The sequence below is a fragment of the Mesorhizobium sp. WSM4806 genome (assembly GCF_055811635.1).
On record NZ_JBVVQZ010000009.1, the window covers coordinates 179,270 to 192,401 of the forward strand.

The 13,132-nt window shown below is 63.2% G+C and carries 10 protein-coding genes; 3 read left to right on the plus strand and 7 right to left on the minus strand.

Annotated features, from left to right (window positions below):
* The first annotated feature begins 19 nt into the window (after nucleotides 1–19).
* The gene (locus tag AC0L2M_RS16065; protein WP_287174010.1) at nucleotides 20–181 is read left to right on the plus strand and encodes a hypothetical protein; all 162 of its coding nucleotides are present in this window, start codon (nucleotides 20–22) and stop codon (nucleotides 179–181) included.
* Between the two features lie 330 nt (nucleotides 182–511).
* Here the strand turns inward: AC0L2M_RS16065 and AC0L2M_RS16070 are convergent, their stop codons facing one another.
* Both AC0L2M_RS16070 and AC0L2M_RS16075 read right to left on the minus strand, forming a co-directional pair.
* Nucleotides 512–1,234, minus strand: coding sequence for a DUF6065 family protein (locus AC0L2M_RS16070; RefSeq protein WP_473535328.1), 723 nt, complete (start codon nucleotides 1,232–1,234; stop codon nucleotides 512–514).
* Between the two features lie 123 nt (nucleotides 1,235–1,357).
* Nucleotides 1,358–1,933 (minus strand): GNAT family N-acetyltransferase, encoded by a 576-nt coding sequence (locus tag AC0L2M_RS16075; protein ID WP_128244814.1) that lies wholly within the window; start codon nucleotides 1,931–1,933, stop codon nucleotides 1,358–1,360.
* A gap of 68 nt (nucleotides 1,934–2,001) precedes the next feature.
* On the opposite strand from AC0L2M_RS16075, the gene AC0L2M_RS16080 reads away from it, so the two are divergent.
* Nucleotides 2,002–3,330: a DNA polymerase IV gene (locus AC0L2M_RS16080; protein ID WP_473535329.1), complete on the plus strand. Its 1,329-nt coding sequence runs from the start codon at nucleotides 2,002–2,004 to the stop codon at nucleotides 3,328–3,330.
* Between the two features lie 96 nt (nucleotides 3,331–3,426).
* On the opposite strand, the gene AC0L2M_RS16085 is transcribed toward AC0L2M_RS16080, so the two are convergent.
* Entirely contained in the window at nucleotides 3,427–3,933 is a 507-nt protein-coding gene (locus AC0L2M_RS16085) for a hypothetical protein (protein ID WP_473476899.1), read from the minus strand.
* A gap of 154 nt (nucleotides 3,934–4,087) precedes the next feature.
* Here AC0L2M_RS16085 and AC0L2M_RS16090 point away from each other — a divergent pair, with 154 nt between their 5' ends.
* Nucleotides 4,088–4,969 carry a DMT family transporter gene (locus tag AC0L2M_RS16090; protein WP_473531049.1) on the plus strand — a complete coding sequence of 294 codons (882 nt, stop codon included), beginning with the start codon at nucleotides 4,088–4,090 and terminating at the stop codon, nucleotides 4,967–4,969.
* 103 nt (nucleotides 4,970–5,072) lie between these two features.
* Here the strand turns inward: AC0L2M_RS16090 and AC0L2M_RS16095 are convergent, their stop codons facing one another.
* From AC0L2M_RS16095 to AC0L2M_RS16110, 4 genes are all read right to left on the minus strand, one after another.
* The gene (locus tag AC0L2M_RS16095) at nucleotides 5,073–5,876 is read right to left on the minus strand and encodes a potassium channel family protein (protein WP_128168985.1); all 804 of its coding nucleotides are present in this window, start codon (nucleotides 5,874–5,876) and stop codon (nucleotides 5,073–5,075) included.
* A 103-nt stretch (nucleotides 5,877–5,979) separates the two neighbouring features.
* Nucleotides 5,980–6,990, minus strand: coding sequence for a methyltransferase (locus AC0L2M_RS16100; RefSeq protein ID WP_128172314.1), 1,011 nt, complete (start codon nucleotides 6,988–6,990; stop codon nucleotides 5,980–5,982).
* A gap of 100 nt (nucleotides 6,991–7,090) precedes the next feature.
* Entirely contained in the window at nucleotides 7,091–10,570 is a 3,480-nt protein-coding gene (gene dnaE / locus AC0L2M_RS16105; protein WP_473535370.1) for a DNA polymerase III subunit alpha, read from the minus strand.
* 360 nt (nucleotides 10,571–10,930) lie between these two features.
* The gene (locus tag AC0L2M_RS16110; RefSeq protein WP_473535330.1) at nucleotides 10,931–12,943 is read right to left on the minus strand and encodes an acetyl-CoA carboxylase biotin carboxylase subunit; all 2,013 of its coding nucleotides are present in this window, start codon (nucleotides 12,941–12,943) and stop codon (nucleotides 10,931–10,933) included.
* Nucleotides 12,944–13,132 lie beyond the last annotated feature (189 nt).

Genomic DNA, 13,132 nt, shown 5'->3' on the forward strand with positions numbered 1-13,132 from the left:
AAAAATGCAGCGGAGCAGGATGGCGCCTTGTATCCGCAACGGAGCCAGCTACCCTTCTACCATGACCGGCTATGCCTACATGACCGCGAGCCAGAAGCGCGGCGCGATCTATATCGATCTCGGCCATCCAGCGCGAAAAGTCGCTGAAGCGCTCGCCGCACCAAATGGAAGATCGACCTGATCGAGAAGACCAATCCGGAATGGTTCGAGCTTTTTCGCGGAACGGGGTGGTAGGCGTTCGGTTCTGGTCCGCTGCATTCTTCGGCTTGGGTAACGGCATGGATCCTAGGGTCTGCGCCGCGTCGCTTCGCTCCTTGCTTCGCCCTAGGATGACGAAGTGGAGGGTGTTTTCGGCCAATCTCAAAAGTCTGCGATTCCGCTGAAAGGGACCGTGGCGACCGGCCCCGATGCGTCAAGATAGAGCGGCGGTGCGCTTCGACTAAAAGTCGGCCGCGCTCCACAAGGAAACGGGACCTAGCGGCCCCGTTTCGCATTGTTCTCCAGAAAAAGCCTAGCGGGCCGCGCGGGCCCATTTGCGATACCAGCCTTCGCTGGCAATCGTGTTGCGGTAGACCGTTTCGCGCTCGGTCGCCTCGGCTCCGGTCTCCGCCTGGATCTCGGCCTTGAGCGCCGCATCTTCGCGGCGAAACGGAATGACCTGGACCAGCGGCGTTCCCTTTTCGATGACGTAGAGGCCATCCGGCGCCGTCGCAAAGAACGGAAAATGGATGTGGGCTGCGTAGGTGTCGGTATCGACGATGCCGGCGACGCATTCGAAAGGCTGAGCCGGCCGATTGAGCGGCGGCAGGAACAGACAACTCCAGCCCGGCGGGGTACGGATCGACCAGTAATTGTGAAATTTGCATGGCGGTGCCGGTTCCCTCGGATTGCCGGCGACCTGATGCGCGCCATGATTGCTGACCATCACCCTGTCGAACTCCCAGCCGGCATCGACGGCGCTGCCGCCATCCTTGACCTCAAGGCGGACGGTCGCCGCGAGCGGCAGGATCCAGCCGGTTGTCATCGCGTCGAGAAAAGGCATGCAGCGCTTGACGGTCAGGCCATTGTTGGTGGCCGAGGCTTGCTGCGCATCGACCGGCGGCAGTTTGCGGAACCAATCCGGCAGGACCGTCCTGGCCGCCACTGGCGGCGCGATGACCCCATGATCTTCCGGCCGACAGGAAAACCGGATCGAGCGAGAGGTCTTCTGAGAAGTCTGGGAAAAATGAAACATCGATGGCCTCCTTGGAAAAATCCGAGGGGGAACGGGCCGCAGCCGGATTTATTCCCGGGTGGGCGTCTGATATGCAGGCCGACGACGATAGTTCGGTCGCCGCGGCGCGCACAGCAGCATTGTCTAAAGCACCAATCGCATCAGCGGCCGGCCTGCCTTGCGCTCGACCAGCCTCTCGAAGCCGGCTTTCTCGAAGACCCGCGACGAGCCGACGAACAGCCCGATCGAACGCGAATCTTTCGACAGGTCGATCGGACATGCCTCGACCAGCCGCGCGCCATTCTGGCGAGCAAATTCGATGCCGCCTTCGACCAGCCGGTGCGTCACGCCCCGGCCGCGCGCCTTGACGCGGATGAAGAAGCAGGAAATCGCCCAGACGCCCGGATCGGTGGCGTCGGCGGGATCGACCGGCGCCGACCCCCTGCCCTTGTTGTTCCATTCGGGCACGTCGGCGCGCGGGCCGATCTGCATCCAGCCGACCGCCTTGCCATCCTCGAACGCCAGCACGCCCGGTGGCGGCCCGGCCTCGATCCGCGCCTTGATGTGGTCCTTGTTGCGTTCCCGATTGCCGGCGCGCCGCGCTGCCGGCGACAGCCGGAAATGTGTGCACCAACAGCCGTAGCAGGCACCCTGCTTACCGAAAAGATCTTCAAAATCCGCCCAAAGCTCGGGCACCAGCGGCGCTATGGTCGTATTCACGAACTCTCTCCCGGCCCACCGCCTTGTCGTGGCGTCCGTCCTGACGTACCATTGCTTTTGTTCTCTTTATGTTCGCAGCGATGGCGGTTCCTGTCAACAATCCCGATCACGGTTTTTGCCGCGACTGCCTGACCTTTCAGCGCGGTGAGGCACGGCGCTGTGAGCGCTGCGGCAGTCCACGGCTGGCCCGCCATCCGGAGCTCTATCGGCTGCATCTCGCCCATATCGATTGCGACGCGTTTTATGCGGCGGTCGAAAAGCGCGACAACCCGGCGCTGAAGGACCGGCCGTTGATCATCGGCGGCGGCAAGCGCGGCGTCGTCTCCACCGCTTGCTACATCGCCCGCGTCCACGGGGTGCGCTCGGCGATGCCGATGTTCAAGGCGCTCGAAGCCTGTCCGGAAGCGGTCGTCATCCCGCCGGACATGGAAAAATATGGTCGCGTCGGCCGCGAGGTGCGCGCCATGATGCAGGCGCTGACGCCGCTGGTCGAGCCGATCTCCATCGACGAAGCGTTTCTGGACCTTGCCGGCACCGAGCGCCTGCATGGCGTGCCGCCGGCGGTGGTGCTGGCGCGCTTCGCGTTGGGTGTGGAGAAAGAGATCGGCATCACCGTTTCATCAGGCCTTTCCTACTGCAAGTTCCTGGCCAAGGTGGCGTCGGACTTTCGCAAGCCGCGCGGCTATTCGGTGGTCGGCGAGGCCGAGGTGACCGGCTTTCTGGCCGAGCAGCCGGTGACGCTGATCTGGGGGGTGGGAAAAGCCTTCGCCGCCACGCTTGAGCGCGACGGCATCCGCACCATCGGCCAGTTGCAGCGCATGGAGCGCGGCGACCTGATGCGCCGCTACGGCGTGATGGGCGACCGGCTCTACCATCTTTCACGCGGCGAGGACGACCGCCGCGTGCACCCCGACCAGGATGCGAAAAGCGTCTCGGCGGAGACCACTTTCGACACCGACATCGCCTCCCCCGAGGAACTGGTTTCGGTGCTGAGAGCGCTGTCGGAAAAAGTCTCGGGGCGGCTGAAGAAATCCGGCATTGCCGGGCGCACCGTCGTGCTGAAGCTGAAGACGCAGGATTTCAAGACCCGCACGCGCAACCGGCAGCTCGGCGACCCGACACGGCTGGCCGACCGCATTTTCTCGACCGGGCTCGAGCTGCTGCGCAAGGAGGCGGACGGCACCAGATACCGGCTGCTCGGCATCGGCGTCAGCGACCTCTCGAAGGACGAAAAGGCCGATCCGCCCGACCTCGTCGATATCCAGTCGCGCAAGCGTGCCATGGCCGAAGGCGCGATCGACACGCTGCGCGACAAGTTCGGCCGCAAGGCGGTGGAGACCGGCTACACCTTCGGCAAGGGCCGCAATGCCCACCCGCCCGAGCCGATCGAGGACTAGTTTAAGCATGACCCCGAAACTAAGGTCCGCGCAAGCGAAAAGCGGATCCAGTTTCCGAAGGATCACGCCCAAGCAAGATGGGTAAAGCGGGCCTCTTCAGATGCGTCGCAAATCGATCCGGCTGGTCGTCACGCGCTCGCCGGTTTTTGGGTCGACGTCGATAACGGTCAGCCGCATGCCGTCCTCGCCGTTTTTCTCGACGGTCATTTGCGCGGTACGATCGCCGTTGACCTTCTTCGCCCAGCGGATGCCGAGATTGATCGCATTGCCCGAGCGCTTGCCGCTGAGCTGCGCCGGCCCGGTGCGGGATCCGACATAGGTGCCGGTGTACTTCGTCCCGCTGGACTTCAGGTCGGCACTGATGGCGCGCGTCACCACGACGAGACCGCGGCAGGTGCCGTCCAGCGACAGTGAACTCGATGTCGCGTCGGAATTGAAGCGGCAGGAGACGTTCACCGTCGGCGCCTCGGTGGTTACCTTGACGGTGCCCTTGCCGGCAAAATTCCCCTCGAACGAGCGAAGAAAATCGGCCTCGTCGGCATGAGCCGCGCCGGCGGCAGCCGTCAGGCAGCCGGCCAGTGCAAATCGTGCACATGATTTCATTGGATCTCTCCCCTTGAACTGGCTGTTGGACCAACGTTCGCCGTGACGGCAAGTTCCGCCCTCAACATGACCGTTTTGCAACGCGCCGCTCTGGCCCAGCCGAATGCGTCGACTAGCGGTTGCGGTGAAAGTCCCGACTTGCGACATAGCGCGCATGGCACCCTCGCCCTCGATCCCCAAGGCTGCGTTCTGGATGGCGCTGTCGATCGCATCGTTTCTGACGATGTCGGTCGCCGGCCGCGCCACGACGGCCGAGCTCAATGTATTCCAGGTGCTGGAGCTGCGATCGGTGATCGGCCTGTTCATCCTCCTGCCGCTGGTGATGATGTCAGGCGGTTTTGCGGCGATGCGCAGCAAACGCCCCACCGCCCATATCGCCCGCAACGTCGTCCATTTTGTCGGCCAGGCGGCATGGCTCTACGCCTTGACATTGATCCCGCTGGCCGTGCTGATCTCCATCGAATTCACGACGCCGATCTGGACGGCCATTCTGGCGGTCGGCTTTCTTGGTGAAAGACTAAGCCGGCCCAGACTTGCAGCGATCGTGCTCGGGCTGATCGGTGTGCTGGTCATCGTCCGTCCGGGCGTCGGCTCCGTCGATCCGGGACATGTTGTCGTGCTGGGTGCCGCGGTCTGCTTCGGCATATCCGTGGTCCTGGTCAAATCGCTGACGCGGACGGACAGCGTCGTGTCCATCATCTTCTGGATGCTGGTCATCCAGTCCGTGCTCGGCCTTGTCCCGGCGCTCTACGAATGGCGCAACCCGCCGCTCGAACTGTGGCCGTGGATCCTGCTGATCGCCTTCACCGGCATGTCGTCGCATTTCTGCATGGCGCGTGCACTCGCCTATGCCGACGCCACCGTCATCTCGCCGATGGACTTTTTGCGCGTTCCGCTGTCGGCGCTGATCGGCTGGCTGCTGTATCAGGAGCAGATCGACGCCTTCACCGCCGGGGGCGCCTTGCTGATCCTGCTGGGCAATCTGCTTAATCTGCAGAAAAAGGCGACCAAACCAGCGGAAGTGGCAGCGTCTTAGCATTTTGCAGCCAAACGGCTTCGTTTGGCGTCCGACAAAATGCGTCAAAGCAAAGAGCTACCGCGCGGTTTTGTTTCCACAAAACCGCGCTTAGCCTCGCATTTCAGTCGCCTTCGTCGGGTATGTTGAGGAGATGCCCGCAGGCCTTGCAGTGGACGGCGTCGGCTTCATGCCGCTGAAGGCCACATTGCGGGCACGGGAAGAAGACCTTGTTGGGACGGAAGAGCGCCTGTGCCAGCCTGACGAACAGCGATATGCCGATGATCATGGTAACGATCGCGGTGAGCTTGCCGGCTATCCCCGGCAGGACGATGTCGCCGAAGCCGGTCGTGGTCACCGTGGCGACGGTGAAATACAGCGCATCGACATAGCCTTCGAGACCGGCCCCGGTGCGGAAGAAGAAGGTGTAGACGAAACCGGTGACGACAAACAGGAATGTCAGGAGATTGATGACTGCATGGCTTGCCTCGCGCCATTTTTTGAGGCCGCGCATCTCGAAAAACCGCCACAGCGCGCCGCTGCGCGACAGCGACCACAGCCGCAATATGCGCAGGAATCCCAAATTGGCCAGCGCCGAAGGCATCAGCAGCGTCAGCAGGATGAAGCCGTCGACCCACGACGTCGGCTGCTTCATCAGGCGCAGCATGTCGTTTGACGCCAGCAGCCGGGCAATCATGTCGGCGGCGACAAGCGCTGCCACTGAATAATCGAGCCAGAGGAACGAGGACGATTCCTGGATCACCGGTGTGGCGATGAAGAAGGCGATGATGGCAAGGTCGATGATAATAGCCGCCAGCTGAAACCGGAAAGCCGCAGGCGTGCGCCCGTGATAGAGTTTGCGCAGCGTGTCGCGCAGCCGCGTCAAGGCTGAAAAATCCTGCACTCCGTCCCTTTTCGGCGTCTTCATGACGACTGCGATAACGCTCGCTGCGACAGCCGTCCAGTGGGCAGAGCAGAGGCAAGCCGCTGTGGCTTGAGAACATCCGGAGCGTTCCACACCCGGAAAGCAATCAGACCGGTTCCGCCTCGATGATGCTGATGCGAGGTCCGGCTTCAACGATATTGGCGACCCGAAAATCCGACGCCGCAAGCAGCAACCTGAATTCTTCCGCCGTGCGCTCCTGCCCGCCCGGCATGACCAGCATGTTCAGATCGCCGAATTTTGCGACGGCGCCTTCATTGGGCGGCGCCAGAATGCTCTCGAGCACCAGCAGTTTGCCTTCTGGGCGAATCGCCCGGCGGCAGCTTTTCAGGATCCGGATGTTTGTGTCGTCGTCCCAGTCATGCAGGATCCATTTAAGCACAATAGCATCGGCTCCTTCGGGCACCGAGACGAAGAAATCGCCGGCGACGATGTCGCAGCGATCGGCCACAGCCGCGGCGTCGAAGACCGGGCCGGCCTTCGCCACGACCTGCGGCTGATCGAATAGAATGCCGCGCTGGCCGGGATTGCGGCGGAGGATTTCGGCAAGCAGCGCGCCCTGCCCGCCGCCTACATCCATAACGACGGAGAACTGCCGGAAGTCATAGGCCGCGAGCACCGCAGCGGCGACGCCACGCGACATGGCCGTCATCGCCCGGTCGAAAACGACGGACTCTTCCGGATGCTCCGCCCGGTATTCCCAAACGCCCTTGCCATAAGCGTGGCGAAAGGCGTTTTCGCCGGTGCTGACACTGTGCAGCAGATCGCTCCATGCCTGACGGAAATACGGCCGTCCGGCCAGAATTGCCCACGACGCGACCGAATGCTGAACGTCGGATCGCAACGCGCCGCCAACCGGGGTCAGCGAGAAGGACCGGTCTTTCGCTTCATGGAACACGCCGACGGACGCAAGGGCGCGCAGCAGCCGGTAGAGCGCCTGCGGATGGGTATTGGTCAGCACGGCCAGTTCGCCGCTGCTGCGTTTTCCGTTCTTGAGATGGTCTGCAATGCCCAGCGTGGCGGCGACGCATATCGCCTGAGATACCTGGAAGCCATTGACCATTTTCTGGAGTTCGGCAGCGGCATCCCGCTCATCCATGACGCACTCCCCCGGCCGCCAAAAGACCCAGGCCGCCGAGCCCACAATACCAGCGGCATCGTCACCGAGCAATGCGACCTGGCGGAATACGGTCGTTAGCTCACACCAACTCCACCTCCACCACGCCCGGCACCGCCCGCATGGCCGAGGCGATCTGTGGCGAGACGCGGTAACGGTTGGGCAGTTCGATCTCGACCTCGCCCTGCGCCTCGTCCTTGATGACGATAATGCTCACCAGGCTGTCGCCGCGCTGGGTAAGCTGCGATTGAATCGCCGACGCCGGCCGATCATCCCTGACAAAGATACGCAAGGCTTTTTGGATGCGGCTTGCCTCGTCCTCCAGCGACTGCACCGTCTGGATGCGCAGATTGACGCCTTCGGGCCTGTCCTCGGCCGAAACTGTGACCACCACCGAACGGCCGGGCTCGAGCAGGTCGCGATATTGCGCCAGACCTTCGGAAAACAGCACTGCTTCATACTGGCCCGACGTGTCGGAGAACTGCACGACGCCCATCCTGTTGCCGGTGCGCGTCTTGCGCTCCTGCTTGGTGGTGACGGTGCCGGCAAGCCGCCCGGCGGCAGCGCCGCGTTTGACGGCGCCCGAGAACTCGGCCCAGGTCTGCACCCGCATCTTCTGCAGCGCCGCCTTGTATTCGTCCAGCGGGTGCGCCGAGAGATAGAAGCCGACCACCTGGAATTCACGGTGCAGGCGGTCGGCGGCAAGCCACGGGTCGGTCGCCGGCAGGTTGAGCGCCTGCGACTGCGCGCCGAGCGAGGCGCCGAAAATGTCGTGCTGGCCCGACATTGCATTCTGCTGCGCAAGCGACGCCAGCCCCATCATCCGCTCGACGCCCGCCATCATCGCGGCGCGGTCGTGACCGAAGCAGTCGAGCGCGCCGGCCATGATCAGGCTTTCGAAGACGCGCTTGCCGACGATCTTCGGGTCGACCCTTTCGCAAAAATCGGCGAGGTTCTTGAACGGTTTTTCGCCGCGCATGGCGACGATATGCTCGACCGCCGCGTCGCCGACGCCCTTGAGCGCGGCCAGCGAATAGAAGATCCGGTTCTCGGCGACTTCGAAGGCGCGGAAGCTTGATATCACCGACGGCGCCACGACATCGATACCGAGGCGCAGCGCATCCTGGCGGAAATCAGCGAGTTTATCGGTGTTGCCCATGTCGAGCGTCATCGACGCGGCCAGGAATTCGACCGGGTAGTGCGCCTTCAGATAGGCCGTCTGGTAGGAGACGACCGCATAGGCGGCGGCATGCGACTTATTGAAACCATAGTCGGCGAACTTTGCCAGCAGGTCGAAGATGAAGTCGGCTTGCGGCTTGCCGACGCCGCGCTCGATCGCCCCCGAGACGAAGCGCTCGCGCTGCTTGTCCATCTCGGCGCGGATCTTCTTGCCCATGGCGCGGCGCAGCAGGTCGGCTTCGCCCAGCGAATAGCCGGCAAGCTCCTGCGCGATCTGCATCACCTGCTCCTGGTAGACGATGACGCCTTGCGTCTCCTTCACCAGATGGTCGATCTTCGGATGGATCGAAGCCATCTCCTCCTCGCCATGCTTTCTGGCGTTGTAGGTCGGGATGTTCTCCATCGGGCCCGGCCGGTAAAGCGCGACCAACGCAATGATGTCCTCGATGCAGTCGGGCCGCATGCCGATCAGCGCCTTGCGCATGCCGGCACTTTCCACCTGGAACACGCCGACCACTTCGCCGCGTGACAGCATGGCATAGGTGTCGGGGTCGTCGAGCGGAATATGGGCAAGATCGATCTCGATGCCGCGGCGGCGGATCAGCTTGACCGCGGTCTCCAGCACCGTCAGCGTCTTCAGGCCGAGGAAGTCGAACTTCACCAGGCCGGCCTGCTCGACATACTTCATGTTGAACTGGGTGACCGGCATGTCGGAGCGCGGGTCGCGGTACATCGGCACCAGCTCCCACAGCGGCCGGTCGCCGATGACGATGCCGGCGGCGTGCGTCGAGGCGTGGCGGTAGAGCCCTTCCAGCTTCTGCGCCATGTCGAGCAGCGTCTGCACGATCGGCTCGCGCTCCGCCTCCTCGGCAAAGCGCGGCTCGTTGGCGATGGCGTCGGCGAGCTTGACCGGATTGGCCGGGTTCGACGGCACCATTTTGCTGAGCTTGTCGACTTGGCCATAGGGCATCTGCAGCACGCGGCCGACATCGCGCAGCACCGCGCGGGCCTGCAGCGTGCCGAAGGTGATGATCTGGCCGACCTGGTCGCGTCCGTATTTCTGCTGGACGTAGCGGATGACCTCCTCGCGCCGGTCCTGGCAGAAATCGATGTCGAAGTCGGGCATCGACACGCGGTCGGGATTGAGGAAGCGCTCGAACAGCAGCGAGAAGCGCAGCGGATCGATGTCGGTGATCGTCGTCGAATAGGCGACCAGCGAGCCGGCGCCCGAACCGCGCCCCGGCCCGACCGGGATGCCTTGCGCCTTCGCCCATTTGATGAAGTCGGCGACGATCAGGAAATAGCCGGGGAACTTCATTTTCTCGATGATGCCGAGCTCGAATTCCAGCCTTTCGCGGTATTGCTCGACCGCGTAGCCAGGGGCTAGGCCGTGCGCGGCGAGCCGCGCCTCCAGCCCTTCATGCGCCTGTCTGGCAAGCTCCTGCGCCTCCGCCTTCACCGCCGCATCGGCGTCGGCGACATCGCCGCCGGCAAAGCGCGGCAGGATCGGGTTGCGGGTCTTGGGATAGTAGGAGCAGCGCAGCGCGATCTCGACGGTGTTGTCGATCGCCTCCGGCAGATCGGCGAACAGCCTCGCCATGTCGGCCTGGCTTCTCAGAAAATTGTCGGGCGACAGCCGCCGGCGGTTGTCGACGGCGACGACCGACCCTTCGGCGATGGCGATCAGCGCATCATGCGCCTCATAGTCGTCGCGCGAGGAGAAAAACGCCTCGTTGGTGGCGACCAGCGGCAAGTCGTTGATATAGGCGAGGTCGACTGACGATTTCTCGATGGCCCGGTCATAACCGGAAACCCGTTCCAGCTCGACATAGAGCCGGTCGCCGAACAGCGCCTTGAGCGCCAGAAGCCGCGTCTCGGCGAGGTCGCGGCGGTCCTCTTTCAGCGCGTTGCCGATCGGGCCGCGCGGCCCGCCGCTGAGACAGATCAGGCCGTCGCAATGGCCTTGCAGCATCTCGGTCGTCAGATGCACGGCCTCGCCGGGCGGCGTTTCCAGATAGACCCGGCTGACCAGCCTGACCAGATTGCTGTAGCCAGCCTCGGTCGCCGCGATCAAAACCACGGGCCGCATTTCCGGGCCCTGCCGCCTGCGGTCGCGCTGGCTGTCGCCGGCTTCACCGGAAAAAGCGAGAGCGGTCTGGCAGCCGATGATCGGCTGAATACCCTCCTTCACCGCCTTTTGCGCAAATTCGAGTGCGCCGAACAGATTGTTGGTGTCGGTGACGGCAATCGCCGGTGCGTCATCTTTGACCGCATGGCCGACAACCGTGCCGAGTTGCAAAGCGCCTTCGAGCAGCGAATAGGCCGAATGAACGCGCAGATGAATGAACGGCCGCGCCGGCGCTTCCGGCCGCGATGCCTTCATAAAAGCCTCGCGCCGCAACGGATCGCGGGGAAGTGTCTCATTCGCCATTTTTTTATCGCCGTTTGAGAGGACTCAGTCGATGAGGATGTATTGTCCGGCACTGGACGATGCGAGTCCAGCGACAGGCCAATTGTCGATGCTGGCGCTGCCCCTCATCCGCCTGCCGGCACCTTCTCCCCGTATAGTGACGGGGCGAAGGGGCTGGCCGCAACCTCGGCTCGCTTTCTGCAACGCCGGAGATTGGCGAAATCCTGTGCGAAGGCGTCTTTCTCCCCGTCACTATACGGGGAGAAATGCCCGGCAGGGCAATGAGGGGCAGCGCCAACCAATGCGATTGCCTTGTGCCAAGTGACGGCATCCTCACGCAAATTCCATGATCACCGCGTCGACGGCGAGACTGTCGCCCGGTTTTGCCTTGAGTTTCGACACGGTGAGATCGCGCTCGGCGCGCAGCACGTTTTCCATCTTCATCGCCTCGACGACCGCCAGCGTCTCGCCGGCCTTGACCTCCTGCCCTTCGGCAACGGCGATCGACACGACAAGGCCGGGCATCGGGCAGAGCAGCATCTTCGACGTATCCGGCGCCACTTTTTCCGGCATCAGCCTTTCGAGTTCGGCGGTGCGCGGCAGCATGGCGCGTGCGCTCACCGACATGCCTTTCCAGGCGACGCGAAGCCCGTTCAGCACGGGCCTGACCTGCGCAGCGATCCTTCGGTCGCCGACCGTGCCGCGCCAGACGAGATCGCCCGGACGCCAGTCGGAGGCTACCGTCAGCGCCTTGCCGCCGTCGATCGACAGACCGAGTTCCATCGGAATGGAGATCATGCCTTCGAGCACCGAGGCTGAAAGATAGTCCTTGCCGATCTTGACCACCCAATCGCGTTTCAGGACACCCGAATGCGGCGCCAGCCGCCCGCCGAGCCGGTCGAGCCGGTCGCGGCGCAGCAGTTCGACCGCGGCGGCGATCGCTGCGAGAACGGCCTTTTCCTCGCTGTCAGGCACGATCGGCGCGAAGCCGTCGGGATATTCCTCTGATATGAAGGCGGTCGATATCCGCCCTTCCCGCCAGCGCGGATGCTGCATAAGTGCTGCCAGGAACGGCATGTTGTGCTCGATGCCGTCGACGACAAAACTGTCGAGCGCTTCCGACATGGCGTCTATTGCCGCGAGCCGAGTCGGCGCCCAGGTGCACAGCTTGGCGACCATCGGGTCATAGAACATCGAGATTTCCGAACCCTCGGTAACCCCGGTATCGTTGCGGACGACGACGTCGCCGAACTGTCCCTCTTGCGGTGGCCGGTATCTCGTCAGCCGGCCGATCGACGGCAGGAAATTGCGATACGGGTCCTCGGCGTAGAGCCGGCTTTCCACCGCCCAGCCGTTCAGCTTGACGTCGCTTTGCTTGATGGCGAGCTTTTCGCCGGCTGCTATGCGGATCATCTGCTCGACCAGGTCAATGCCGGTGACGAGCTCGGTCACCGGGTGCTCGACCTGCAATCGTGTATTCATTTCAAGGAAATAGAAGTTCTTTTCACTATCTACGATGAACTCGACCGTGCCGGCGCTCTGGTAGTCGACCGCGCCGGCCAGCGCCACCGCCTGCTCGCCCATGGCTTTCCGGGTCCTGGCGTCGAGGAAAGGGGAAGGCGCCTCTTCGACGACCTTCTGGTTGCGGCGCTGGATCGAGCATTCGCGCTCGCCGAGATAAAGCGCATTGCCATGCGCGTCGGCCAGCACCTGGATTTCGATGTGGCGCGGATCGACCACGAACTTTTCGATGAAGACGCGGTCGTCACCGAACGAGCTTTTGGCCTCCGACCGCGCCCGGTCGAACCCATCGCGCACCTCGGCCTTGCTCCAGGCGATGCGCATGCCCTTGCCGCCGCCGCCGGCCGAGGCCTTGATCATCACGGGATAGCCGATCTCGCCGGCTATTTTCTCGGCATGACCGGCATTCTCGATGACGCCGAGCCAGCCGGGCACCGTGCTGACCCTGGCTGCATTGGCGAATTTCTTCGATTCGATCTTGTCGCCCATCGCCCTGATCGCTCCGGGTTTCGGGCCGATGAAGACGATGCCTTCGTTCTCCAGCGCTTCACAGAAGGAGGCGCGTTCGGATAAAAACCCGTAGCCGGGATGCACGGCTTCAGCACCCGTCGCCTTGCAGGCGGCAATGATCTTCTCCGGCACCAGATAGCTCTCAGACGCCGGCGAAGGCCCGATATGGACAGCCTCGTCGGCCATCTCGACATGCACGGCGTCACGATCGGCGTCCGAATAGACCGCGACGGTGGCGATGCCCATCTTGCGCGCCGTCTTGATGACGCGGCAGGCGATCTCGCCACGATTGGCGATCAGGATTTTTGTGAACATACGGGTTTTGTTCCCTCGGCTGCCTTTCTTTTATGGGCTTGGCCCGGCCGGTCAAGGCACGTAAGCGCATATCCGGGGTGCCGAGTCGCCCGGTGACGACCAAACCCGGGCTCCGAACTGTCAATTCGTCCCATAGTCCAGAACCTGCAGATACGCTAAAGCTCGCCTCGATTGCCGATTTGGCTGAGA